Origin of the sequence: Streptomyces canus, from assembly GCF_041435015.1 — a bacterium.
GTDB lineage: Bacteria > Actinomycetota > Actinomycetes > Streptomycetales > Streptomycetaceae > Streptomyces > Streptomyces canus_G.
Map to the genome: position 1 here is coordinate 7,135,293 of NZ_CP107989.1, position 24,874 is coordinate 7,160,166.

The 24,874-nt window shown below is 71.6% G+C and carries 22 protein-coding genes and 1 pseudogene; 10 read left to right on the forward strand and 13 right to left on the reverse strand.

Annotated elements, in window-relative coordinates; genetic code table 11:
- Positions 1-5 precede the first annotated feature (5 nt).
- The 3 genes from OG841_RS32570 to OG841_RS32580 all read left to right on the forward strand — a co-directional run bounded on the left by OG841_RS32570 (position 6) and on the right by OG841_RS32580 (position 1,934).
- Positions 6-701: a hypothetical protein gene (locus OG841_RS32570; protein ID WP_328638118.1), complete on the forward strand. Its 696-nt coding sequence runs from the start codon at positions 6-8 to the stop codon at positions 699-701.
- A 5-nt stretch (positions 702-706) separates the two neighbouring features.
- Entirely contained in the window at positions 707-1,384 is a 678-nt protein-coding gene (locus OG841_RS32575) for a hypothetical protein (protein ID WP_328638117.1), read from the forward strand.
- 157 nt (positions 1,385-1,541) lie between these two features.
- Entirely contained in the window at positions 1,542-1,934 is a 393-nt protein-coding gene (locus OG841_RS32580) for a hypothetical protein (protein ID WP_020116060.1), read from the forward strand.
- Between the two features lie 10 nt (positions 1,935-1,944).
- On the opposite strand, the gene OG841_RS32585 is transcribed toward OG841_RS32580, so the two are convergent.
- Positions 1,945-2,616: an O-methyltransferase gene (locus OG841_RS32585; protein ID WP_328638116.1), complete on the reverse strand. Its 672-nt coding sequence runs from the start codon at positions 2,614-2,616 to the stop codon at positions 1,945-1,947.
- Positions 2,617-2,702: 86 nt separating this feature from the next.
- Positions 2,703-4,066, reverse strand: a pseudogene (gene proP / locus OG841_RS32590) (glycine betaine/L-proline transporter ProP).
- Between the two features lie 312 nt (positions 4,067-4,378).
- On the opposite strand from proP, the gene OG841_RS32595 reads away from it, so the two are divergent.
- Positions 4,379-6,418, forward strand: a complete 2,040-nt coding sequence (locus tag OG841_RS32595) for a bifunctional glycosyltransferase 87/phosphatase PAP2 family protein (RefSeq protein ID WP_365117348.1) — start codon at positions 4,379-4,381, stop codon at positions 6,416-6,418.
- Here the strand turns inward: OG841_RS32595 and OG841_RS32600 are convergent.
- Positions 6,411-7,649 (reverse strand): cytochrome P450, encoded by a 1,239-nt coding sequence (locus OG841_RS32600; RefSeq protein ID WP_365117345.1) that lies wholly within the window; start codon positions 7,647-7,649, stop codon positions 6,411-6,413. The two genes, OG841_RS32595 and OG841_RS32600, sit on opposite strands and share 8 nt — an antisense overlap.
- A gap of 241 nt (positions 7,650-7,890) precedes the next feature.
- On the opposite strand from OG841_RS32600, the gene OG841_RS32605 reads away from it, so the two are divergent.
- Positions 7,891-9,060, forward strand: a complete 1,170-nt coding sequence (locus OG841_RS32605; RefSeq protein WP_328638113.1) for a steroid 3-ketoacyl-CoA thiolase — start codon at positions 7,891-7,893, stop codon at positions 9,058-9,060.
- Here OG841_RS32605 and OG841_RS32610 read toward each other — a convergent pair.
- A complete protein-coding gene (locus tag OG841_RS32610; RefSeq protein ID WP_328643517.1) occupies positions 9,044-9,235 on the reverse strand; it encodes a DUF397 domain-containing protein in 192 nt (63 codons plus the stop codon). The two genes, OG841_RS32605 and OG841_RS32610, sit on opposite strands and share 17 nt — an antisense overlap.
- Between OG841_RS32610 and OG841_RS32615 the strand changes: the two genes are divergently transcribed.
- Together OG841_RS32615 and OG841_RS32620 are read left to right on the forward strand one after the other, a co-directional pair.
- Positions 9,234-9,737 (forward strand): hypothetical protein, encoded by a 504-nt coding sequence (locus OG841_RS32615; protein WP_328638112.1) that lies wholly within the window; start codon positions 9,234-9,236, stop codon positions 9,735-9,737. The genes OG841_RS32610 and OG841_RS32615 overlap by 2 nt on opposite strands.
- A 1-nt stretch (position 9,738) precedes the next feature.
- On the forward strand, positions 9,739-10,203 hold the full coding sequence (locus OG841_RS32620) for a pyridoxamine 5'-phosphate oxidase family protein (RefSeq protein ID WP_328638111.1): 465 nt from the start codon (positions 9,739-9,741) through the stop codon (positions 10,201-10,203).
- Positions 10,204-10,437: 234 nt separating this feature from the next.
- On the opposite strand, the gene OG841_RS32625 is transcribed toward OG841_RS32620, so the two are convergent.
- On the reverse strand, positions 10,438-12,699 hold the full coding sequence (locus OG841_RS32625; protein ID WP_328638110.1) for an NB-ARC domain-containing protein: 2,262 nt from the start codon (positions 12,697-12,699) through the stop codon (positions 10,438-10,440).
- A gap of 106 nt (positions 12,700-12,805) precedes the next feature.
- On the opposite strand from OG841_RS32625, the gene OG841_RS32630 reads away from it, so the two are divergent.
- Complete coding sequence (locus OG841_RS32630) at positions 12,806-13,639, forward strand: alpha/beta fold hydrolase (protein ID WP_328638109.1); 834 nt, start codon at positions 12,806-12,808, stop codon at positions 13,637-13,639.
- 29 nt (positions 13,640-13,668) lie between these two features.
- Here OG841_RS32630 and OG841_RS32635 read toward each other — a convergent pair whose 3' ends face one another.
- Positions 13,669-14,367 (reverse strand): YoaK family protein, encoded by a 699-nt coding sequence (locus tag OG841_RS32635; RefSeq protein WP_328638108.1) that lies wholly within the window; start codon positions 14,365-14,367, stop codon positions 13,669-13,671.
- Positions 14,368-14,470: 103 nt separating this feature from the next.
- On the opposite strand from OG841_RS32635, the gene OG841_RS32640 reads away from it, so the two are divergent.
- A complete protein-coding gene (locus tag OG841_RS32640; RefSeq protein WP_328638107.1) occupies positions 14,471-15,718 on the forward strand; it encodes an alpha/beta hydrolase in 1,248 nt (415 codons plus the stop codon).
- A 13-nt stretch (positions 15,719-15,731) separates the two neighbouring features.
- Here OG841_RS32640 and OG841_RS32645 read toward each other — a convergent pair whose 3' ends face one another.
- The 7 genes from OG841_RS32645 to OG841_RS32675 all read right to left on the reverse strand — a co-directional run bounded on the left by OG841_RS32645 (position 15,732) and on the right by OG841_RS32675 (position 23,247).
- Positions 15,732-16,151, reverse strand: a complete 420-nt coding sequence (locus OG841_RS32645) for a transglycosylase SLT domain-containing protein (protein ID WP_266565396.1) — start codon at positions 16,149-16,151, stop codon at positions 15,732-15,734.
- Between the two features lie 285 nt (positions 16,152-16,436).
- Positions 16,437-17,246 (reverse strand): ECF transporter S component, encoded by an 810-nt coding sequence (locus tag OG841_RS32650; protein ID WP_371567594.1) that lies wholly within the window; start codon positions 17,244-17,246, stop codon positions 16,437-16,439.
- Complete coding sequence (locus tag OG841_RS32655; protein ID WP_371567596.1) at positions 17,243-18,988, reverse strand: ABC transporter ATP-binding protein; 1,746 nt, start codon at positions 18,986-18,988, stop codon at positions 17,243-17,245. The genes OG841_RS32650 and OG841_RS32655 overlap by 4 nt, the downstream gene beginning before the upstream one ends.
- Positions 18,985-20,160 carry an energy-coupling factor transporter transmembrane component T gene (locus tag OG841_RS32660; protein WP_371567598.1) on the reverse strand — a complete coding sequence of 392 codons (1,176 nt, stop codon included), beginning with the start codon at positions 20,158-20,160 and terminating at the stop codon, positions 18,985-18,987. Before OG841_RS32660 ends, OG841_RS32655 begins: the two co-directional genes overlap by 4 nt.
- Entirely contained in the window at positions 20,153-20,782 is a 630-nt protein-coding gene (locus tag OG841_RS32665) for an SCO2322 family protein (RefSeq protein WP_328638103.1), read from the reverse strand. The genes OG841_RS32660 and OG841_RS32665 overlap by 8 nt, the downstream gene beginning before the upstream one ends.
- On the reverse strand, positions 20,779-21,954 hold the full coding sequence (locus tag OG841_RS32670; RefSeq protein ID WP_371567600.1) for a prenyltransferase/squalene oxidase repeat-containing protein: 1,176 nt from the start codon (positions 21,952-21,954) through the stop codon (positions 20,779-20,781). The genes OG841_RS32665 and OG841_RS32670 overlap by 4 nt, the downstream gene beginning before the upstream one ends.
- A 267-nt stretch (positions 21,955-22,221) precedes the next feature.
- Positions 22,222-23,247, reverse strand: a complete 1,026-nt coding sequence (locus OG841_RS32675) for an MBL fold metallo-hydrolase (RefSeq protein WP_365117335.1) — start codon at positions 23,245-23,247, stop codon at positions 22,222-22,224.
- A gap of 168 nt (positions 23,248-23,415) precedes the next feature.
- Here OG841_RS32675 and OG841_RS32680 point away from each other — a divergent pair, with 168 nt between their 5' ends.
- Positions 23,416-24,873, forward strand: a complete 1,458-nt coding sequence (locus tag OG841_RS32680) for an aldehyde dehydrogenase (RefSeq protein WP_328638100.1) — start codon at positions 23,416-23,418, stop codon at positions 24,871-24,873.
- The last annotated feature ends 1 nt before the right edge of the window (position 24,874 follow it).

A 24,874-nucleotide genomic window follows, 5' to 3' on the forward strand; every position in this document is an offset into this window, starting at 1 on the left:
CAGACATGTCAACAGGCCTGATCATCGCTCTGATCGTGATCGTGGCGGCCGTCCTCGTCGTGGCGGCCGTCCTGACCCTGCGTGGCCGGGGTCCCCAGCACGGCCGGGGCCTGAAGCGACGCTTCGGGCCCGAGTACGACCGCGCCGTGGCCCGGCACGACGGGGACGAGAAGGCCGCCGAGCGCGAACTCGCCGAACGCGTCGAGCGGCATGGATCCCTGCGCGAGCAGCCACTGGAACCGGCGGAGCGCCAGCGGTACGAGGACCGCTGGACGGCCGCCCAGGAACGCTTCGTCGACTCTCCTCGGGAGGCCGTCGCCGAGGCGGACCGGCTGCTCGCCGAGCTCGCCAAGGCCCGGGGTTTCCCGGACGGCGGGCAGTACGAGGAACAGTTCAACGCGCTGTCCGTGCACCACGCGGACCATGTGCACGGCTACCGGCGGGTGCACGCGGTGGCCGGTGCCCGCACGGACGCCCGGCAGGACGGCGACGGCCGGACGGACACGGAGGAGATGCGCGCTGCCATGGTGGAGGCGCGGGCCCTCTTCGAGGACCTCGTCGGCCCGGCACGCAGCCGCGAGGAGTCCCGTACACCCACCGACGAGTCCCACGTGCGCGCGGGTCAGCCCCGCGACGGTCGCAGTGACGGCCGGGGGCACCTGCCGTGGGCATTCAACAGGCGTCACGCGAAGGGGAGTTGAGCGACATGACGGATGCCGTGAGCGGGGCGGGCGAGGAACGGAAGGGCCGCACCACAGGTGACCCCTCGGGTGCTCGCAGCCCCATAGTGGCTCCCTCCGAGGCCCGGACACCGGACGCGCAGGGCCCCGTGACGGGACGCCCGGCGGGTGTGCCTCGTGGTGCCGAAGAGGACCGTGGGGGCCGTGGGGAGCGTCGTGAGTCCGTACCGGGCGCGATGACGCCTCCCGGGCGGGGTGACGAGGGCGGCTTCGGTGCCGACTCGGTTCCCGGCCGTGACAAGACCTCCGGTCTCGGTCGTGAGACCGAGCGGGGGCGGGACGCCGGTTCCGACGCCGTCGGCGGCACCGGAACCGGCGTGCGCGGGTCCTCGGGCCCCGAGAGCCACGAGGCCCGGCTGCTGCCGCACGAGGAGTGCGACAAGCTCAGCACGCGGCTCCAGCACGCCGTCGCCGGGTTCGTGGACGAGCCCCGGTCCGCCGTCGAGGAGGCCGACCACGTGCTGGAGGAGGTCGCCGCCCGGTTCACCGATGCGGTGAAGCAGCGTCGGCGCACGCTCCGCAGCTCCTGGCAGACCGGTGACGGCGGCCGGGACGAGAAGGCGGTCGGCGCCGGCGACACCGAGCAACTCCGGCTGGCGCTGCGGGACTACCGCGAGCTGACGGAGCGGCTGCTGCACAGCTGAGAGATCGTCCATGCGTACGACCGGCCTGTCGCCCGAAGTCGGGTGGCAGGCCGGTCTTGGGTGCCTTGTGCCGGACACGGCCGTGCCGGGCGATTTATCATGCGGCGGCGGTGGGCCAACGGGGCTGCCGCGCAAGGACCCTTCAGGAGGAGCGCACGTGCTCGAACTCACCATGGCCGTCGTCACCGCGGCGGAGGAGGGTGCCACGGCCGGGATGCAGATGGCCGACGCGCCCAGTGACCCGGGCACCGTGCTGCGGGTGGGCCGGGACAAGTCCGTGTGCCGGCTCGCGACGCCCGACGACTGGCTGTTCGTCTCCCGGGTGCACCTGGAGTTCCTGTGCGGGCCCGAGGGCGTCTGGCAGGTGACCTGGCTCCAGGGCTCGCAGCCCGATCCCTCGTCCGAGGTACAGCTGGTGGCGGGGGCCTACGCGCAGCCGCTGGTCTACGGTGGCTCCGTGACACTGCCCCGGGGCGGCAACGGCGAGATCGTCATCCGTGACCGCACCGCCCCGCGCAGCGTCAACGTCGGCTTCTACCACGAGGTGTGAGCGTGCCGGGTCACGGCAGCACGCGCGCCAGCGCGAAGCCGTCGTAGCCCTTGCTGCCCACCGTCTGGATCGCCGTGGCGCTCAGCCTCGGGTGCTGTCCGATCAGTTCGAGCGCGGTGCGGGTGCCCTGGACGTCGGAGGCCGGGTTGCCGGGATCGGCCACCCGGCCGCCCCGTACGACGTTGTCCACCACGATCAGGCTGCCCGCGCTGGTGAGCTTGAGCGCCCACTCCACGTAGTGCGGGTTGTTGCCCTTGTCGGCGTCGATGAAGACCAGGTCGAAGGGGGGCGGGTTCTCGTCGGCCAGTTGGGGCAGCGACTCCAGGGCCGGGCCGACCCGCACCTCGACGATCTTGTCGAGGCCCGCGCGGGCGATGTTGCGGTTCGCGACCTCGGCGTTGACCGGGCTGTACTCCAGCGAGATCAGACGACCGTCGGCGGGCAGGGCGCGGGCCAGCCAGATCGTGCTGTAGCCGCCGAGCGTGCCGAGCTCCAGGATCGTTCGGGCGCCCTGGATCTGGGCCAGGAGCTGCAGGAGCTTGCCCTGGGGTGCCGTCACGGCGATGTGCGGCAGGCCGGCGGCCTCGCTGTCGCGCAAGGCCGCCCGGAGTGCATCGTCCTCCGGCGCCAGATGGGTGGTGAAGTAGTCGTCGACGTCGTCCCAGAGCTGCGACTGGCTCATGCACCTGTGCCTTTCATATGTCTAGTTAGAGCAGCTAACTAGTTGCGCTAACGAATATAGTCCGGCACCCGGTGTCTGTCAGCGGATTACCGCTGCGGCGGCGAGCCCGGCAGCGGCCGGCCCGCCGACTCCGTCATGAACCACACCGCCACACCGCCGATCACGGCCGCGGCCATCATGTAGTAGGCGGGCATCATCATGTTCCCGGTCGCGCCGATCAGGGCCGTCACCACCAGCGGGGTCGTGCCGCCGAAGAGGGACACCGAGATGTTGAAGCCGACCGAGAGGGAGCCGTAGCGCACCCGGGTCGGGAAGAGGGCCGGGAGGGCCGACGGCATCGCCGCGGTGAAGCAGACCAGGAGCAGGCCCAGCGCGCCCATGCCGAGCGCGATCGCGAACAGGCTGCCCTGACGGATCAGCAGCAGGGCCGGTACCGAGAGCAGCAGGAAGCCCGCGCAGCCCGCGGCGATCACCGGGCGCGGCCGACGCGGTCGCTCAGGGCGCCCGCGAAGGGCTGGACGACCATCATCAGCGCCATCACGGCGAGGACGACGAGCAGACCGTGCGTCTCGTCGTACTTGAGCTCGCTGGTCAGGTAGCTCGGCATGTACGACAGCAGCATGTAGTCGGTGACGTTGAAGACCAGGACCAGACCCACGCAGAGCAGCAGGGCCCGCCACTGACCGGTGATCATCTCGCGCAGGGGGACCTTCGGGCGGCTCGACTCGGCCTTCTCGGTCTCGGCCGCGAACGCGGGAGTCTCCTCCAGGCGCAGCCGCAGGTAGAGGCCGATGACGCCCATCGGACCCGCGATCAGGAACGGGATCCGCCAGCCCCAGGACACCAGGTCCTCGGTGGACAGCAGGGCCGTCATCAACGTGACCAGACCGGCTCCGGCGATGTAACCGGCCAGCGTGCCGAACTCCAGCCAGCTGCCGAGGAAGCCGCGCTTCTTGTCGGGCGCGTACTCGGCGATGAAGGTGGACGCGCCCGCGTACTCGCCACCGGTGGAGAAGCCCTGGACCAGACGGGCGGCCAGGAGCAGCAGCGGGGCGCCGACGCCGATCGTGGCGTACGACGGGATCAGGCCGATGGCGAAGGTGCCGGCCGCCATCATGATCATGGTCACGGCGAGGACCTTCTGGCGGCCCACGCGGTCACCCAGCGGGCCGAAGACCAGGCCGCCGAGCGGGCGGACCAGGAAGGCCGCGGCGAAGGCGCCGAACGTCGACAGGAGCTGGGCGGTCGGATTGCCGGACGGGAAGAAGACCTTGCCCAGCGTGACGGCGATGTAGCTGTAGACGCCGAAGTCGAACCACTCCATGGCGTTGCCCAGCGCGGCGGCCTTGACGGCACGCTTCACGAGGGCCGGGTCGACGACTACGGCATCGGGGGTGTCGGGGTCGCGAGGGGCGTGGACGGGATGGGTGAGGGCTGGGGCGCTCGGCAAAACTTCGCTCGCCTGCCTTTCGACGGGGACAAGGGCAAAAAGCGACCATAGGTGGACTTGCCGGGTTCACGTAATGCTCAAGTCCGGTCGCGGAGCGTGCATAAATGTGCTGTATGCAGGTACCCCGTGCCTGGTCAGGGACGCGTCTTCCCGCCACGCATGTGATCCATCTCGCGCCCGGACCGAGCGGCGACACTCGCCGCGGACTATCGTCATTCGGACAAATGGAGGCGGACGTCAGGTGAAGCGGGGGTTGCCCGCGTCCTTCCTCTCGGACGCATGGCACGACCGGGATTGAGAGGCCGACGAGGCGTGGCGAATGCGGAGCACAGTGGGACTACGGAGGTCCAGGCGCGGCTGCGCGCGGCCAGACTGGCCCTGTGGCTGGTGGCCGCCGTCCTCGCCGTCAGACAGGTGGCCGTCGCCCTCAGTACCCCCAGAGGCGAGCGGCTGACGGACCTGGAGACCTGGGTCGGCCCGGACGGCGTCCTGCATGTGAAGGGCTCGCTGTACGACTCGACGCAGTTCACGGGTACCCCGTTCGGGGGACTTGTCCTGAAGCCGCTCACCCGGGCCGCCGAACAGGCTCTCGGCTGGGGCTGGACCTTCGGCACCCTGCTCCTGGTCGTCGCCCTCGGCCTCGTCGCCGCCCGCGCCCTGCCCCAGCCGGTCGACCGCCGTACCTCCCTGCTCGCCGCGCCGGTCGCGATCAGCCTGCTCATGCTGTCGCTGCCCGTGCGCAACACGCTCTACCTCGGGCAGACCAGCATCATGCCGGTCCTGCTGGTCCTGGTCGCCTGCTTCGCCGTGCGGGGTGAGCGGCTCAGCGGCCTGCTCATCGGTCTCGCCGCCGCCCTCCAGCCCGCGGTCCTGCTCTTCGCGCCCCTGCTCTGGTTCACCGGCCGTCGCCGGGGCGCCCTGACCACGGCCGCGACCTTCGCCGCCGGCACCGCGCTGGCCTGGGCCGCGATGCCGCACGACTCCTACACCTACTGGGTGCACCACATCGCGGGCACCGGCCTCGGCGGTCCCGCCGACGACCTCTCCAACCAGTCCCTGCACGGCCTGCTGCTGCGTCTGGGTGTGGCCGGACCGCTGGAGATCTCCCTCTTCCTGGCCCTCGGCGCGGCCGTCGCCGCGCTGGGCGTGCGGCGGGCCGTGCGCTATGCCCGCGACGGCCAGCTGCTGCTCGCCGTCGCGATCACCGGGTGCGCGGCGATCGCCGTCTCGCCGACCACCTGGCAGCACCAGCTGCTGTGGGTGCTGCTCGCGGTCGTCGGGCGGGTCGGCAAGCGCGCCTCCGACCGGTACGTGTGGCCCGTGGCCGTCGTCGTGGTGATGACCCTCCCGGCGTCGATGATGCTGCCGCACATCTCGGCGCTGTACACCCTGCGGGACAACGTGGTGCTGCTGGCCGCGCTCGCCGCCGCCACGGTGATTCCCTTCCTGTCGCGGACCTCGCCGCACTACCGGACCCCGATCCCCACGGCGTACGCCGCGCCGGTGCCCGCGCGGCTGCGGGGCGTGCCGCTGCTGCCGTTCCTGCGGCGGGTGCTGACCCGGCCGAATCTGCTCCTCGAACTGCTGCTGATGCGTGTCACCTACGCCGCCTACCAGCAGGTCAGACTCGCGGCCACCGGCGGAACCAACTCCGCGGGGCGGGCCACCGCCGAGGAGCACGGCCGGCAGATCCTCGACCTCGAGCGCCTGCTGCACATCGACATCGAGCACTGGGCCAACCACGCGGTGGTCAAGGTCGACTGGCTGCGGAACTTCTTCGACTTCTACTACGAGTCCTTCCACTTCGTGGTGCCGCTGAGCGTGCTGGCCCTGCTGTACTGGCGGCGGCCGGGGGACTACCGGTGGGCCCGGGCCTCGCTCGGTTTCACGACCCTGCTGGCCCTCGTCGGGTTCTGGCTCTATCCGCTGGCACCGCCTCGGCTCATGCCGGGGCTGGGGGTCATCGACACCGTGCACGGCGTACAGGACTTCTCCAAGCCGGACTACGGCACGCTCACCGCCCTGACCAACCAGTACGCGGCCATGCCCTCGCTGCACTTCGGGTGGTCGCTGTGGTGCGGGGTCGTCATCGCGATCATCGCGCCCTGGTGGTGGATGAAGGGCCTCGGGCTGCTGCACCCGCTGTTCACCGTCTCGGCGATCGTGGCCACCGGTAACCACTGGGTGCTGGACGCGGCGGGGGGTGCGGCGGTGGTCGCCGGTGGGTTCGGGTTGTCGTACCTGTTCCAGGGGCCGCGGGCTCGGGTGGTGGCCGTTGCGGCGGAGGCCGATGCCCGGGCCGACGGCCTGGAGGGACCGTCGGCCCGGGCATCGGGGGCAAGGGTCAACTGAGGGTGACCTGAAGCTCCTTGACTCCGTTGATCCACGCCGAGCGCAGGCGGCGGGGGTCGCCGGCCGCGCGGAGGTTCGGCATGGCGTCGGCGATCGCGTTGAAGATCAGGTCGATCTCCAGGACCGCCAGGGACTTGCCGAGGCAGTAGTGCGGGCCTCCGCCGCCGAAGCCGAGGTGGGGGTTGGGGTCACGGGTGATGTCGAAGACGTCCGGGTTCTCGAAGACCTCGGGGTCGTGGTTGGCGGCGGCGTAGAAGATGCCCACGCGGTCGCCCTTCTTGATCTGCTTGCCGCCCAGCTCCGTGTGCTGGGTGGCCGTGCGCTGGAAGGAGTTGACCGGCGTGGCCCAGCGGACGATCTCCTCCGCCGCCGTCGCGGGGCGCTCCGCCTTGTAGAGCTCCCACTGGTCGGGGTGGGTGAGGAAGGCGTGCATGCCGTGGGTGATGGCGTTGCGGGTCGTCTCGTTGCCGGCGACCGCCAGCATCAGCACGAAGAAGCCGAACTCGTCGGAGTTCAGGTTGCCTTCGTCCTCCGCCGCCACCAGGGTCGTCACGATGTCCTTCGCCGGGCACTGCTTGCGGTCGGCCGCCATGTTCATCGCGTAGGCGATGACCTCCATGGCCGACTCCTGGCCGACCTCCTCGCTGATCGCGTACTCCGGATCGTCGTACGAGATCATCTTGTTGGACCAGTCGAAGATCTTCGCCCGGTCGTCCTGCGGGATGCCGATGAGCTCGGCGATGGCCTGGAGGGGCAGTTCACAGGCGACCTGGGTGACGAAGTCGAAGGAGCCGCCGGGCTGGGCGCGGGCGGTCTCGACGATCGAGTGGGCGCGGTCGCGGAGGCGTTCCTCCAGGGCGCGGATGGCCCTCGGGGTGAAGACGCGCTGGACGATTCCGCGGACGCGGGTGTGCTCGGGCGGGTCCATGTTGAGCAGGATCAGCCGTTGCGCGTCGATCGCGTCGCGCTCGATGCGTTCGTTGAAGCGGATGATCGCCGTGTTGAGGTACGACGAGAAGATCTCCGGGTGGGTGGAGACGTACTTGACGTCTGCGTGCCGGGTGACCGCCCAGTACCCCTCGTCCTGGAAGCCGGCGACGTTCCCCGGCTGGGGGATCCAGCGCACCGGTTCGGCCCGGCGCAGTTCGGCGAACTCCGGCAGCGGTACGCGACTTTGCAGCAGGTCGGGGTCGGTGAAGTCGAACCCGTCGGGAAGCGCTGGACACGACATCGGCAACTCACTCCAGCCGTTCGACAGCTTTCTGACGGCCCATCAGGAACAGAGCTGTCGTGAAGGTAATAACGGGTTCTACAAGTGGCAAGGGGCATGGAGCCCTCAATTGTGTGCACGACCCTTGCGGTGGTGGGCGGCTCGTCAGCAGACTGCAAAGCAGCGCGAAGTAGAACACGTACTAGTTATGTGTGCTCCAGGGAAGTTCCATGGATCCGTTCGGAGGAGAGGACCCGCACCCATGGCCGCCGAACCCGTGATCGTCGAAGCCGTCCGCACTCCCATCGGCAGGCGCGGCGGCGCGCTCGCCAATCTGCATCCCGCCTATCTGCTGGGCGAGACCTACCGTGAACTCCTCGGCCGCACCGGCATCCCCGCCGACGCGGTGGAACAGATCGTCGGCGGCACGGTCACGCACGCCGGCGAACAGTCCATGAACCCCGCGCGCACCGCCTGGCTGACCGTCGGGCTGCCGTACGAGACGGCGGCGACGACGGTCGACTGCCAGTGCGGCTCGTCCCAGCAGGCCTCCCACATGGTCGCCAACATGGTCGCGGCCGGAGTCATCGACGTCGGCATCAGCTGCGGTGTCGAGGCGATGTCCCGGGTGCCGCTGGGGTCGGGGTCGAAGCACGGGCCCGGGAAGCCGTTCCCGGACGAGTGGAACGTCGACCTGCCGAACCAGTTCGAGGCGGCCGAACGCATCGCACGCCACCGGGGGTTGACCCGGGAGAACGTCGACTCGCTCGGTCTGGTCTCCCAGGAGCGGGCGGCCGTCGCCTGGTCCGAGGAGCGCTTCAAGCGCGAGACGTTCGCGGTCCAGGTGCCGACCACCGAGGACGAACAGCGCGCCGGGCAGGGCATGTGGCGTCTGGTCGACCGGGACGAGGGGCTGCGCGACACGTCCATGGAGGCGCTGGCGGGACTCAAGCCGGTCATGCCGACGGCGGTCCACACGGCGGGCAACTCCTCCCAGATCAGCGACGGCGCCGCGGCGATCATGTGGGCGTCGAAGCGGATGGCGCGGGCGCTGAAGCTGAAGCCGCGGGCCCGGATCGTGGCACAGGCACTGGTCGGGGCCGACCCGCACTTCCACCTCGACGGCCCGATCGACGCGACCCGTGCGGTGCTGGGCAAGGCGGGCATGTCGCTGAAGGACATCGACCTGGTCGAGATCAACGAGGCCTTCGCGTCGGTGGTGCTCAGCTGGGCCCAGGTCTTCGAGCAGGACCTGGAGAAGGTCAACGTCAACGGCGGCGCGATCGCGCTCGGGCACCCGGTGGGAGCCACCGGGGCCCGGCTCATCACGACGGCCCTGCATGAACTGGAGCGCACGGACAAGGAGTTCGCGCTGATCACGATGTGTGCGGGGGGCGGCTTGGCCACCGGCACGATCATTCAGCGGTTGTAGACGTCCAGTTGACGAAGGTGGTGAAGGTGGTGGGGCCGACGGTGAGGATCGGTCCCACCGGGGTCTTGGAGTCGCGGACGGCTGCGGTGCTGGTCGTCTCGGCAGCCGGGAGCCGACCCCCTCCTCCGGCCCCGGGATTCCCGCCTACGACGACGGTGCGGACCCGACCACCGATGACTTCGGCCCTCCTGTGCGGTCATCACCGCGAGGAGGTGTTCGCGATGGGCGCGACGGTACGGCAGGAAGCTCTGGAGCGGCTGCGGGTTCTGGTCGGGGAGTGGGTGGTGGAGGCGGATTTTCCCGGGCAGGCGGTGGGCGCCGGGCGGTGTGTGTTCGAGTGGGCGCTGGACGGGCAGTTCCTGGTGCAGCGGACCGAGGCGCCCAACCCCGCGCCGGACAGTACGGCGATCGTGTCGGTCGAGCCGGAGACGGGGGCGTACACGCAGCACTACTTCGATTCGCGGGGGGTCGTGCGGCTGTACGCGATGACCTTCGACGGTGAGGTGTGGCAGCTGCTGCGTGAGGAGGAGGACTTCTCCCCGCTGTCCTTCCGGCAGCGTTTCACCGGGCGGCTGAGCGCGGACGGTGACAGCATCTACGGCGTCTGGGAACAGTCGAAGGACGGGTCGGCGCAGTGGGAGACGGACTTCGGACTGACGTACCGAAGGACCCGCTGACATGAGGCCTACGGCGGAGAACGCACGCGGGATCGTCGACGCGAGCCGGTACCTGGTGCTGGCCACGGCGGACGCGGAGGGGCGGCCCTGGAGTACGCCGGTCTACTTCGCGTATGCGGGATGCCGGGAGTTCTTCTGGGTGTCCTCGCCCGAGGCGGTGCATTCGCGGAACATCGCGGTGCGGCCCGAGGTGGGAATCGCGGTCTTCGACTCGTCGGTGGAGATCGGCACCGGGCAGGGTGTGTACATGCCCGCCGTCGCGGCCGAGCTCGTGGACGGGGCGGCGGCGATCAGCGCGCTGGAGGTCTTCTCCCGGCGGTCGCTGGGCCACGGCGGGCGGGTCTGGACCCTCGACGACGTGCGGGACGACTCCGGGATGCGGCTCTACCGGGCGGTGGCCGAGGCGCACTCGATGCTGGCGAAGGACGGGCGCCCGGATCACCGGGTGGCGGTCGATCCGGGCTGAGCGTGCAGCGGGCCGCACCCGGCATTCGGGACTGCGGTCCACGGTGACGGCGGCCCGGCCGACGTAGCGAACGGCGTTCGGCCATGGCGAGGACGGTCGCCGGCGACTCGCGGATCGGCGGAGGCGGGCGCGTGGGCGGGCATCTCTCCGAGGTGCTCGTTCGTCTCGGGGTGGTGGGTGGAGACGGCGGCTGTACCGCGTGGACGGCGTCGGCCATGGCGCGGGCGCACGCATCTAACCGAGACGCTCGATCGTCTCCGCCGCGGACGCCGTGTCGCCGGCCGCTGTGAACAGTTCGTGCGCCCGGGTGAGGTGTTCGCGGGCCTCGGGGAGTTCGCCGCAGTGGCGTAGGGCCGTGGCGAGGCCGGTGAGGGCCTGGGCCCGGAAGCGGTCGAGGTCGCCGCGGGCGAGGGGGGTGGTGACGGTGCGGTAGGCCGCCACCGCCTCCGGCCATCGTTCGAGGGCCAGCAGATCGTTCGCGATCTCGTGGCGGAGCAGGGCCTGGACGAACTCGTTCAGGCCGGGAACATCCCCGGCGGAGGTGTCGAGCAGGGCCCGGTGAAGGGCCAGCGCCTCCTCGGCACGGCCGGATGTGCGCAGCGCCTTGCCGAGGACCCGCTGGGAGACCGCCTTCCCGGCGGTGTCGCCGACGGCCTCGAAGAGCCGGGTGGCCTTCGCGGCGGCCTCCGCGGCCTCGGCGGGCCGCTCCAGACTCAGACAGGCCCCGCTGATGTACGACCACGCCCAGGCCTGCTGGCCCTCGTCGCCCGTCTCAATCGCCAACTCCAGTGCCCTGCGGGCGAGTTGTTCGGCCTGTTCGTACTGGTACGCGCCGACCCCGTGGGCCCAGGCGAGGCAGTTGAGCTGCTGGGCCTCGGCCGCCCGGTCCCCGGCGGCGGCCGCGGACCGGGCGCCGTACGAGAAGAGGGTCCGCCACTCGGGCCACTGGGTCCAGCGGTCGGAGAACCAGTACAGGGTGCGGGAGGTGTGCAGGATCTGCGCGTGCCGGCCCGCCGCGTACATCAGGGGCAGGGCGCCCGCCCAGTTGGAGCGTTCGGCGATGAGCCACTCCTCGGCATCTGCGGCGGACTCCGGGGTGAAGGCGGAGGGTTCGCCCGCCCACGGCTCCGGCGCGCCCGGCGCCTCGAACAGACGGCCTGCCGCCGAGGCCGACCGCAACAACCAGTCCGCCGTGTGCAGCTGGACCTCCCGGGCCACCGACTCGGGCTCCTCGTCGTCGAGTCGCTCGCGCGCGAAGAGTCGCACGAGATCGTGCAGGGCGTACCGGCCGGGCGCGGTCTCCTCCAGGAGGCCCCGGTCGACCAGCAGGTCGAGGAAGTCCTCGGTGGTGAACGGGTCCTCGCCGGTCAGGACGGCGGCGAGGTCGGGGCCGGCGTCATGGCCGGGGATGAGCGAGAGCCGACGCAGCAGCAGCCGGTGCGGTTCGGTGAGTTGGCCGTAGGAGAGGGCGAGAGCACCGCGTACGGCGAGGTCGCCCGCGACCAGGCCGCTCAACCGGCGTTCCTCGTCGGCGAGTTGGCCGGCCAGGCGGGTCGGGGTCCAACTCGGGCGGCTGGAGAGGCGGTTGCCGACGATGCGCAGGGCCAGCGGGAGGTGTCCGCACAGCTCGGTCAGCCGGGTGATCGCCTCGGACTGTCCGTCGGTGCGCGGGGCTCCGAGGATCCGCTCCAGGAGGGTCGCCGACTCCCCGCCGCTGAGCCCGCCGAGCCTGATCCGCCGTACGCCTTCAAGACCGGCCAGCGGCCGTCTGCTGGTGACCAGGACGAAGCTGCCCTCGGCGTCCGGCAGCAGCCGTCTGGTCTGGTTCTCGTCGGCCGCGTCGTCGAGGACGACCAGCGCCCGCCGGGTCGCGAGCGTGGCCCGATAGACGGCTTCCCGGGCCACCGGGTCGACGGGGATTCGGTCGGACGGGTGGCCGAGCGCCACGAGCAGGAGGACCAGCGCCTCGGCGGCCGGCAGCGGGGCCTCGCTCATGCCGTGCAACTGGACGCAGACGCTGCCGTCGGGGAAGGAGCCGGTCAGCCGGCGTACGGCTTCCGCGGCCAGGGTGGTCTTGCCCTGCCCGCCCGGCCCGAAGAGCACCGCGGCACGCGTGCGCGTGCCGGTGGCGAGGGCCTGCAGTTCCGCCAGCTCGTGTTCCCGTCCGGTGAAGTCCGGGACGGTGCGCAGGAGATACGGCGGGGCCGGCGGGCCCCCGCGTTCCCGGCCGGCGTCGGCGAGCCGCTGGAGGCGCTCGCGCTGCTCGGCGTCGAGCCGGAGGGCGGCGGCGAGTGCGTCGACCGTACGGCGCTGGGGTCCCCGGCTGCGGCCGCGCTCCAGGTCACCGAGCGCGCGAACGCTGACCCCCGACGCCCCGGAGAGGTCCTCCAGGGTGAGCCGGGCGGTCCGGCGCAGGGAGCGCAGCATCACACCGAAGGCGGTGCCGCCGCCGGGCACCTCGGTCTGCGGAACGTCAGGAGAGTGACTGGTCATCATGACAATTAGAACAAGCGCCCCCACTTACTTCCGCCTGTTCTTCTGCCTGGCGCCGAGCGGTCACTCCTGGTGAGCTGGGAGCTCCACTACGAGAGGACGGACCGACATGCCGTACATCGCCGTTGGCGAAGAGAACAGCGCGCCGATCGAGCTCTACTACGAGGACCACGGCACCGGCCAGCCGGTCGTCCTGATCCACGGCTACCCGCTCGACGGCCACTCCTGGGAGAAGCAGGTCCCGGTCCTGCTGGAGGCCGGCCACCGCGTCATCACCTACGACCGCCGCGGCTTCGGCCGTTCCTCGCAGCCGACCACCGGCTACGACTACGACACCTTCGCCGCCGACCTCGACAAGGTGCTCACCAGCCTGGACCTGACCGACACGGTCCTCGTCGGCTTCTCGATGGGCACCGGTGAGGTGGGCCGCTACCTGGGCACGTACGGTTCGGGGCGGGTCGCGAAGGCCGTCTTCCTGGCCTCGCTCGAGCCTTTCCTGCTGAAGACCGACGACAACCCGACGGGCGTGGACCAGTCGGTCTTCGACGGCATCCTGGACGCGGTCACCAAGGACCGGTACGCCTACTTCGACGCGTTCTACCAGGACTTCTACAACCTGGACGAGACGCTGGGCAGCCGGATCAGCGAGGCGGCCGTGCGCAACAGCTGGAATGTGGCCGCGGGGGCCTCGGCGCACGCCTCGGTGGCCTGCGTCCCGACCTGGATCACCGACTTCCGGGCCGACGTGGCGAAGATCGACGTACCGGCGCTGATCGTGCACGGCACCGGTGACCGCATCCTGCCGATCGACTCGACCGGGCGGCCCTTCCACGCGCTGCTGCCCTCCGCCGAGTACGTCGAGATCGAGGGCGCGCCGCACGGTCTGCTGTGGACGTATGCGGAGGAGGTCAACGCGGCGCTGCTGGCCTTCCTGACCAAGTAGCGCTTCAGACAGCTCTTGAAAGAGGGGGCTCACTCGCGCCCCGAGACGGTCACCGCCAGCACCGCCACCAGCCCGGCCGAGATCGCCAGCGGAATCCCGAGGCCGTGATGGAGTACGAGCCAAGCGCCCAGCGTGGCCCCGGCGACCATCGCGATCACGGACGCCGTACGGCGGGGGGAGCGGGTGCCGTGGCCGCCGCCGGCCCGGGAGTCGGCGGCGAGGCCGGTCAGCGTCATGGTCAGCACGGTCGTCGTCAGGTCAGGGACGCCGAGCTTGCGGACCGTGGCGTTGCGCAGGCCCATGGCGAAGGCCGTGACGGCGATGAGGGTGTAGGCGGTGGCCGTGGCGCCGGGCGCGGCGAAGGCGACCACCGCCGCGATCCCCAGCAGCACCGCCTCGGCGGCGAGCGTGAGCCGGGTCCAGGTGCGCCGGGAACCACCGCCGAGCCGTACGGCGACCCGGCCACCCACCGCCGCGCCCACCACGAAGGACCCCAGCGAGGTCAGTGTGTGCGGCACCGAGAAGCCGGGCGCCCCGGCCGCGGCGAATCCCAGCACGACCACGTTGCCGGTCATGTTCGCGGTGAAGACGTGCTCCAGTCCCAGATAGCTGACCGCGTCGATCAGTCCGCTGACCACTGTCAGCCCCAACAGCACAACCACCAGGCGCAGTCCGCGCGCCTCGGGATCGCCGGCCGTCTTCGGGTCGGTGCTGCTCTGTGCGCTCATCGAGTCTCCGGGCGGCCGGACGGGCAGGGTGCACTCAAGTCCACCACGGATGCGGGGGACTCTCGGATGTCGGCATGACCTGCGCGTCCCTAGCGTCGAGCACATGAGTGATGAGACGCGCACAACCCATGGAACACAGGCGAGTTGGCGCACGCGACGGGGGCTCGCCGGAGCGGCGGCCCTGCTGCTGGCCGCGCTCGCCGCGGCCCCGGTGGCAGCTGCCACCAGTGAGCCGCACCGGACGGGGCGCGGGGAGCTGGTCTCCGTCACCCCGGTCGCCGACCGGGACGCGGGGGCCGTCCGGGCGTTCCTGGACGGGCGGGACGTGGCCACCGACTCCGTGCGGTACGGCGTACGGGCGTACCGGCTGACGTACCGGACCGTCGACCCGCAGGGTGCACCCACCCTCGCGACCGGACTGCTGACGCTCCCCAAGGGCGGCGGCCACCGCCTCGACCTGGTCTCCGACACCCACGGCACGATGGTCCACCGCGACTACGCGCCCTCGGCGAGCGAGGACTTCGGGCGGGTGCCGTCGTATCTGAACGCGAGCGCGGGCCGTGCCGTGGCCGCGCCCGACTACCTCGGCCTCGGCCGGGGCCCGGGCCGGCATCCGTACATGGACACCGCCTCGTCGGTGACCGCCTCCCTCGACATGCTGCGCGCCGCCCGGACGGCCGCGGACCGGCTCGCGCGCCCGCTCACCGGGGACGTCTACGTGACGGGTTTTTCGCAGGGCGGCCAGGTCGCGATGGCGCTCGGCAAGGCGCTGGACGGGGGCGCCGACCGGCACTTCCGGGTGAAGGCGCTGGCGCCGGTCAGCGGCCCGTACGACGGCGAGGGGCAGGAGATGCCCGCGCTGTTCGACGGCCGGGTCAACGACATCAGCGGGGTCCTCTACCTCTCCTACTGGCTGGTCGCGCAGAACCGCCTGCACCCGATCTACAAGGACCCGTCCGAGGTCTTTCGTGCGCCGTACGCGAGCCGGGTCGAGGGCCTCTTCGACGGACGCCACGAGGAGGAGGACGTCGTCAGGGGACTCGCGCCCTCGGTGAAGCGGCTGCTCACGCCCGCTTTCTACGAGCGTCTGCGGCATCCGTCCGGCGCCGTGCTGGACGCGATCCGCGCCGCCGACCACACCTGCGACTGGAAGCCGGAGGTGCCGGTGCGGCTGTACGCCGGTGCCGGCGACACCGACGTGCCCATCGGCAACACCCGGACATGCGCCCGCACCCTCGCAGGTCAGGGAGCGAGGGTGCGGGTGGTCGATCAGGGAGCCGTGGATCACTTCGGCTCCCTCGCCGTGTCGGCACCGCAGGTGGTGCGGTTCTTCGACGGCGTCCGGGGGTGATGCGCGCGGCGGCTCAGTACCAGCCGTTGGCCTGCCAGAAGGACCAGGCGGCGGTCGGGCTGCCGTAGCGGGAGTTCATGTAGTCCAGGCCCCACTTGATCTGGGTCTTGGCGTTGGTCTTCCAGTCCGAGCCGGCGGCGGCCATCTTCGAACCGGGCAGGGCCTGGACCAGGCCGTAGGCGCCGGAGGAGGAGTTCATGGCGTCGACGTCCCAGCCGCTCTCGTGCTCGACGATCTTGCTGAACGCGGCGTACTGCGCGGCGTTCGGGATCATCTTGTGCGCGATGGCCTTGGCCTGGGCGGGCGAGTTCGTGGTGGCCGCATGCGCCGGCGCCGCGGTCAGGACCAGGCCGGCGGTGGCGGCGGCCATCGCGACGGTGGTGATGGCCTTCTTCGGAGAAGAGATGCGGCGGGCGATGCGGGAGACGGACACGGAGAACCTTTTCTTCGGGGACGTGGGTGCCGCTCGCAGACCCGGGGGACATGCGGCGGCGCCGAGGCCCGTGGGCTTGTCGGCGCCGTGCGACGTGGTCCAGAGAAACAGGCTCGGAAGGCGTCCGCAATGACCCCTTTTACTAGTTGTGGTCGAATCGCCGGGAAAGGGTGCCCGTGTGATCCGGCTCTCAAGGCGCAGGTCGGAGGGGGTGCCGGGTAGGCGTTATGTCCGGAATGCTCCTACTGTTCCCGTTAGTAGGTGAGCTGGGTCATGTGGGGTGCTTCACCGCTCGGACGCCTCGAATGTGACCTGGGCCTCGAAAGCGGCGCGGCGGGTGGCCCGGCGGAGCGCCCTGAGGAGGGCCGGACCGAGGGTGAGTGTCAGGACGACGGTCACCAGGGCCCGGCCGAGGTCCCAGCCGAGGGATGTGGCCAGGCAGTACGTGACGAAACGGGCCAGGTTGGCGGGGACGCCGGCGTGCGGGTCGAAGGCGATGTTCGAGGCGAGGGCGCCCATGAAGGGCCAGCCGGCCATGTTCATGGCGGTGCCATAGGCGAACGCGGCGAGGAAGCCGTACGCCGCGAGGAGGCGGACCTCGGCGCGGCCCCTGGTCCGCTCGGGGCCCGGCAGCAGGCCCGCGCCCATCGTGAACCAGCCCATCGCCAGCATCTGGAACGGCATCCACGGGCCCACTCCGCCGGTGAGCAGGGCGGACGTGAACATCGTGACGTTGCCGAGCGCGAAGCCGAAGCCGGGACCGAGAACCCGGCCGCTGAGCACCATCAGGAAGAACATCGGCTCGATGCCGGCGGTACCCGCGCCGATCGGCCGGAGTGCGGCGCCGGTCGCTGCCAGTACCCCGAGCATGGCCACGGCCTTGGGGCCAAGGCCCGACTCCGCGATCGCCGCCGCGACCACCGCGACGAGGAGGACGAGGAGCCCGGCGAAGAGCCAGGGGGCGTCCTGGGTGTGGGTGCCGACCCGGGAGGTGGGCGGGGCGAGGAAGGGCCAGCCGAAGGCGACGACGCCCACGGCGCTGACCAGAGCGAGGGTGAGCAGGGAGCGGGGACCGAGGCGTACGGCTCGGGTCATGGCAGGGCCTTCCTCACCTGGGTCACCGTGAGCCACCGCTGGGGGGCGAGGATCTTGCTGACCTGCGGGGCGAAGGAGGGGGAGGACGTGATGACGTCCGCCGCCGGGCCGTCGGCGATCACCTCGCCCTCGGCCAGCAGGATCACCCGGTGGGCGAGCTCGGCGGCGAGTTCCACGTCGTGGGTGGCCAGCATGATCGCGTGGCCGGCGCCGGCGAGTTCCCTCAGCAGCTCGACGAGGCGGGCCTTCGCGGCGTAGTCCAGGCCGCGGGTCGGTTCGTCGAGGAGCAGGAGGGGCGGGCGGGCGGCCAGGACCACGGCGAGGGCGAGGGCGAGCCGCTGTCCTTCGGAGAGATCGCGGGGGTGGGTGTCGTCGGTCACGCCGGGGAGGAGGTCGTCGACCAGTGCGCGGCAGGTGCCTGGTGTTGTTTGGGCGTCGGTGTCCGCGGCTCGGCATTCTGCGGCGACCGTGTCGGCGTACAGGAGGTCGCGGGGTTCCTGGGGTACGAGGCCCACGCGGCGTACGAGGTCCTGCGGGGCGGTGCGGTGGGGCTGGGCGCCGCCTACGTGGACGGTGCCGGTGGAGGGTTCGACGAGGCCGACCAGGGTGTTGAGGAGGGTGGACTTGCCGGCGCCGTTGCGGCCCATGAGGGCGATGGTCTCGCCGGGGTGGACGGTGAGGTCGATGTGGCGCAGTGCCTGGACGCGGGCTCTTCGGACGGAGAGGGCCTGGACTTCGGCGGTGAGGTGGGTCGTGCTGGGGGTGGGGCGACTGCGGCGGGGACGCCAACGGCGGAATGCCCGGCCTTCGGCCGGGATGCTGTTCCCACCCGCATCACCCGTACAACCTTCGTCGGCGGGTGCGGGCGGCCCCTGTGGGGCGGTCTCGCCGTCGGCGGCTGCGGGTGCGTTGTCCGTAGGTGTTCGCCCGGACAGCCGCTCCCTCAAATCTCCCGCCCTGCGCCGCGCGTCCCGCACCGTCAGCGGCAGGGGAGCCCAGCCCGCCAGCCGGCCCAGGTCCACCACCGGCGGATACACCGGGGATACGGCCATCATCTCGGCCGGGGTGCCGAGGACCGGGGCCTCCCCGGGGGCGGGCAGGAGGGCGACCTGGTCGGCGTACTGGATGACGCGTTCCAGGCGGTGTTCGGCCATGAGGACCGTGGTGCCGAGATCGTGGACCAGCCGTTGGAGCACGGCGAGGACCTCCTCCGCCGCCGCGGGGTCCAGGGCCGACGTCGGTTCGTCCAGGACCAGGACCCGGGGATGCGGGGTGAGGACCGAGCCGATCGCCACGCGTTGCTGCTGACCCCCGGAGAGGGTGGCCAGGGGGCGGTCGCGCAGGGGCGCCAGGCCCAGCAGGTCCAGGGTCTCCTCCACCCGGCGGCGCATCACCGTCGGCGGCAGGCCCAACGACTCCATGCCGTAGGCGAGTTCGTCCTCCACGGTGTCCGTCACGAAGTGGGACAGCGGATCCTGGCCCACCGTGCCGACCACGTCGGCCAGTTCGCGCGGCTTGTGGGTACGGGTGTCGCGGCCGGCCACCGTGACCCGGCCGCGCAGGGTGCCGCCGGTGAAGTGCGGGACGAGCCCGCTGACCGCGCCGAGGATCGTGGACTTGCCGACCCCCGACGGGCCCACGAGCAGCACGAGTTCACCCTCCGGCACCTCGAAGTCGACGCCCCGGACGGTGGGTTCGGCTGCCCCGTCGTACGTCACGGAGACATCCTCGAAGCGGATCACGACGACGGCTCCTTGGGCGTGGGGGCGAGAAAGGCCGGCAGCAGGCCGAGCAGGACGGCCGCGGCCGGCAGGAGAGGCAGGGTGGGCGCGACGAGCGGCACCACGCCCGGGTGCAGGGCCGCCGGATCGTCGGCTCCCGCGAGGAACATCGCCGCCGCCACGGCCACGCCGGAACCGGCGACCAGGAAGGACCGGACGTCCCAGCGGTCCGGGCGGTAACGGGTACGCGGGGTGCGGCGGCCGCCCAGCCGCAGACCCGCGAGGGCGGCCGTGAGACCGGCGAGCAGCACGGGGATGCCGTATGTGCCGCCTTCGGCGGTGAGGAGTCCGTACGTTCCCGCGCAGACTCCGAGCAGGCCGCCGAGGGTGAGCGCGGTGGTCGTACGGCGGACTCCGGGCGGGGCCTCGGCCGTACGGCCGTAGCCGCGGGCGTCCATCGCCGCGGCGAGGGCGACCGAGCGCTCCAACGCGCCCTCCAGCACCGGGAGTCCGACCTGGAGCAGACCGCGGATGCCGGTGTCCGGGCGGCCCCGGAGGCGGCGGGCGGAGCGGAGGCGTTGGACGTCGGCGATGAGATGGGGGGCGAAGGTCAGGGCCACCACCACGGCGACGCCGAGTTCGTAGAGGGCGCCGGGCAGGGACTTGAGGAGGCGGTGCGGGTTGGCGAGGGCGTTCGCCGCGCCCACGCAGATGAGGAGCGTGGCCAGTTTCAGGCCGTCGTAGAGGGCGAAGACGAGGGACTCCGCGGTGACCCTGCCGCCCAGCCGGATGCCATGCGCCCAGTCGGGGAGGGGGAGTTCGGGGAGGGTGACGAGCACGTGCGTGCCGGGTATGGGGGAGCCCAGGGTGATCGCGAAGAGGAGGCGGACCAGGAGGACGGCGAGGGCGAGTTTGACGAAGGCGGCGTAGGAGCGCGACCAGGGACTGGTCCGGCGGCAGGTCGCCACCACGTACGCGGACGTGGTGATGAGGAGGGCGAGGAGGAGGGGGTTGGTGGTGCGGGTCGCTGCTGTCCCGAGGGAGAGGGACCACAGCCACCAGGCGCCGGGGTGCAGCGACGCGGGGCGGTTGACCTGGGCAGGGCCGGGTGCGCTCGCCGGCGTCGGTAGGGTGCCGCCCGTTTTCGGGGCGGCGGCACGACCGCCCGCAGGCCGCGCGGATGCGTTACGCATGCCGGCGGCGCCTCGCCTGCCATACCGCCGCCGCGCCCAACGCCACCACGCCCGCCGCTCCCACCCACAGGCCCACCGACGGGCCGCCGTCCTGCTCTCTCTCGGCGGGAGCCGGCTTCGTCGCCCCCGTCACCTGCTCCCCGCACCCCGTCTGCGGATACCCCGCGATCGCGCACAGCAGGGCGTTGGTGTTGTAGCGGAGCGGCTTGGCGGCCGTCGCCAGGGCCTCCGCCGTCGTCGCGTCGCGGGGTATCACCGCGCACGCGGTGCGCCGGGCCGGGGGCGCCTCGCCGGACGGGGCGTCCGAAGCCGTACCGAAGTCGAGGACCAACGCCACGCGCTTACGGCCGTCCCGTGCCGCCGTGTCCCCGCAGATCGCCGCGAACGACGCCGACCCGCGGGGCGTGTCCGCGTCCGCCGAGTCCTCGCTCACCGCGAAGCGGAAGCCCTGGACGTCGCCGTCGGAGGGGACCGCCGTCGAGGGGCCCTCGGTGGCGTAGGTCCAGGTCGAGCCGGTGCGTTCCCAGAAGGACCAGTAGCGGTACCCGGCGGCGTGGGCCGGACTCGCGGTGGCCAGGAGGAGGCCCGCCAGGAGGGAGAGGAGGAGTGCCCGCCGGGTCACGGCTGCTTCCTCTTGTTGCGGCTGCTGAGCAGGAAGCCGACGCCCGCGCCGGCGGCGAGACCGGCGCCGACCAGCCACCACACGGAGGTGCCGGAGTCGTCCTGGGACGCGGTGACCGGCGCCGGTCCCGTCGCGGTCAGCTGCTTGACCAGGTCCGTGCCGCCGAAGTCGCTTGGGTCGGCGCCACCCGCCTCGGCGGCGAGGATCAGCTGGGCGTATGCCGCCGGGCCGTTCTGCTCGGCCCACTTCGCGGAGTTCCGCTCCAGCCAGCGCAGCGGACCCGTGGCCGCCGCCGTCCCGCCTTGCGCGGCCAGCGCCACGACCGCGTCGGCCGTGTTGCCGTAGTCGGGCTGGTTCTCGGAGCCGGGCAGGGCCGAGGTCAGGTGGCCGTCCTTCGCGACGGCCTTCGCCAGGTAGGCCGAGCCATTGGCCGCCGCGTCCTTGGGAGTGGGGCGGGCCGCGTCGGTGCAGGCGGCGTTCTTCTTGTCGCCGGCCTTCACCGAGACCATGCCCTGGCCCAGCGCACCGACGACGGCCGCCGCGGTCGCGTCCGCGTTGGCCGTGAGCTTGCCCTTCTTGTCCGGCTCGTAGGCGAACGCGCCTCCGTCGGCGCACGGCAGGGACAGCTTCAGCAGGGCGTCGTAGGGCGACTTCGCGCCGTTGCGGATCGTCGAGACCGGGGTGTGCTGGGTCACGAGTGCGCCGATGACAACGGACGTCGAGTTGGCGTCGCTGGCCCCGCCGGGGGTGTAGCCCCAGCCGCCGTCCTTGTTCTGGACGGACTTCAGCCAGGTCACCGCCTTCGTGACCGCGGTGCCGTGCCCGCCGACCGCGGACAGGGCCTGCGCGGCGGCGGCCGTGCTGTTGGTGTCGACCATCACTTTGGCGTCGCAGGCCTTGGCCGGGTTCGCGCGGAACGCCGGGAACGCCCCGCTCTCGCACTGCTGCCCGGCCAACCAGTCGACGGTCGCGGCGGCCGGCTCCGCGTGCACCCGGTACAGGGCGATGAGCGCGAGCGACTGCCGCCAGACCCCGTCGTACGTGGGGTCGCCGCTGCCGTACAGCCCCGAGGGCAGGGACGGCGACGGAGACGGCGAGGCGGCCACGGCGGGTGTGGCCGTGCCGATGGCGACGGTGGCGGCCAGGACCGCGGCGCTGCGGCGGACGTTCATGATCGACGGATGCCCTTCTCCCTGCGGAGAGCCGGGCAGCGCGGGAGGCCCCCGGGCGGCTCGGCTCCGTATACCTCGACGGTGCCGCGCACCGGCCGGTCTCCCAGGCCCTGGAGGCACTGGGGAAGGGGCAGCGCCGGAATTGCGCCGGCTTCCCCCCGTACGGCATGTGATGACGACCTGGCTACTGTACTCGCCCGTAGGAAAGCGCTGAGAGCCGCCTGTGGAGCCTCGGCGAGGGCCAGGGCCTGTCCGGCTGATCAGGCGCTAGACAGCCACGTACGTCACCGGATCGCTCCCCGTCACCGCCTCCGCGCGGCCCAGCTTCACCAGCCGCCGCAGATGCGCCTCGGCTTCCGAGACCGCGATGTTCCGTGATCCGTAGGGGATCTGGTCCCAGGGCCGGTTCCACTCCATGCGCTCGGCGAGCTGCCAGGGGGTGAGGGGCTCGGCGAGGAGGGAGTGCAGGTCGGTGAGGCGTTCCTCGTGGTGGGCGAGCAACTGCCCCACGCGGGCGCTCGCGTCGGTGAAGACGTGCTGGTGGGCGGGGAGGACCTCGGCGGGGGCGAGCCGCCCGACGCGTTCCAGGGAGTCGAGGTAGTCGCCGAGGGGGTCGGTGACGGTGGCGTCGTCGGGGTCCTCGTACAGGCCGATGTGCGGGGTGATCTCGGGGAGCAGATGATCGCCGGAGAACAGCCGCCCGTGGCCCGGCAGCCCGGAGGGGTGTTCCTCCTCCAGGTGCAGGCAGACATGGCCGGGTGTGTGTCCCGGGGTCCAGATGGCGCGGAGCCTGCGGCCGGGGAGGTCGAGGAGGTCGCCGGGGACGATCTCGCGGTCGGGCAACGCGGGGGAGAAGCCGGGCAGTTCGCGGCGCCGCGCGGTGCGCAGCGGGGCCACGTGGTCCTCGGGGGCGCCCGCCGCCACCAACTTGGCCGTCATATAGGTGAACCAGCGCTCGGCACGGGTCTCACGGGTGCGCCGCACGATCGCGGAGTCCGCGGCGTGCATCGCGATCCACGCCCCGGATGCCTCCCGCACTTTGCCGGAGAGGCCGTGGTGGTCGGGGTGGTGGTGGGTGATGACCACGCCGTGGATCTCGTCCATGTCGGTCCCGCACGCCGTCAGCCCCTCGGCGAGGGTGTCCCAGGAGTCCGGGTCGTCCCAGCCGGTGTCGACCAGCACCGGCCCCCGGTCGGTGTCGACCACGTACACGAGGGTGTGGCCGAGCGGATTGTCGGGGATGGGCACCTGAACGGACCGGACGCCGCCACCATGGTCGTACACCTGCGCCATGAGCTCCCCAATCACCGCGTTCCCAGCATGATAACTAGAACGAGTTTCGACGGTAGCCCGAGGTCACCAACAGTCGCGGTGTGCGGCCCGTGGACTCCTCCCAGTGGAACTGGTATCAGTTCCGTATCTGATGGATCGTCAGTAAGCCGCCCCGGGGAGGCAGTCGCCATGACCGAGCTCGTGGAACACGGACAGCTGTTCATCGGCGGGGAGTTGACCGACCCCCTGGGCGAGGACGTCATCGAGGTGATCTCCCCGCACACCCAGGAGGTCATCGGACGGGTCCCGCACGCCTCACGCGCGGACGTGGACGCGGCGGTCGCCGCCGCACGCACCGCCTTCGACGAGGGGCCCTGGCCGCGGATGTCGCTCGACGAGCGCATCGAGGTCGTCACCAGGATCAAGGACGCCATCGCGGTCCGGCACGAGGAGATCGCCCGCGTGATCTCCTCCGAGAACGGCTCCCCGTACTCCTGGAGCGTCCTCGCACAGGCCCTCGGCGCGATGATGGTCTGGGACTCGGCGATCACGGTCGCACGGAACTTCACGTACGAGGAGACGCGCGACGGAGTCCTCGGCCGCATCCTCGTGCGCCGCGAGCCGGTCGGGGTCGTGGCGGCCGTGGTCCCCTGGAACGTCCCGCAGTTCGTCGCCGCCGCCAAGCTCGCGCCCGCGCTGCTCACCGGCTGCACGGTGGTGCTCAAGCCGTCGCCCGAGTCGCCGCTGGACGCGTACATCCTGGCCGAGATCACCAAGGAGGCCGGGCTGCCGGAGGGCGTCCTGTCCATCCTTCCGGCCGACCGTGAGGTGAGCGAGTACCTGGTCGGGCACCCGGGGATCGACAAGGTCTCCTTCACCGGCTCGGTGGGCGCGGGCAAGCGCGTGATGGAGGTCGCCGCCCGCAATCTCACGCGCGTGACCCTGGAGTTGGGCGGCAAGTCGGCGGCCGTGGTCCTCCCGGACGCGGACGTCGAGACGGCCGTCGCCGGGATCGTCCCGTCCGCCTGGATGAACAACGGACAGGCCTGCGTGGCCCAGACCCGCATCCTGCTGCCCCGATCCCGCTACGACGAGTTCGCCGAGGCCCTCGCCGCGGCGGCGAGTTCCCTGGTCGTCGGCGACCCGCTCGACCCGGCCACCCAGGTCGGCCCGCTGGTCGCCGAACGCCAGCAGCGCCGCAACCTCGACTACATCCGCATCGGCCAGGAGGAAGGCGCCAAGATCCTCACCGGCGGCGGGCGTCCGGCGGGCCTGGACCGCGGCTGGTACGTCGAGCCGACGCTCTTCGGCGACGTCGACAACTCGATGCGGATCGCACGCGAGGAGATCTTCGGGCCGGTGATCTGTCTCCTTCCCTACGGCGACGAGTCCGAGGCCGTGAAGATCGCCAACGACTCCGACTACGGCCTGTCCGGCAGCGTGTGGACGGCCGACGTCGAGCGCGGCATCGAGGTCGCCCGCCAGGTCCGTACCGGTACCTACAACGTGAACACCTTCAGCCTCGACATGCTCGGCCCCTTCGGCGGCTACAAGAACTCCGGTCTGGGAAGGGAGTTCGGCCCGGAGGGCTACGGCGAGTTCCTGGAGCACAAGATGATCCATCTGCCGGCCGGCTGGGAGGGGTGAG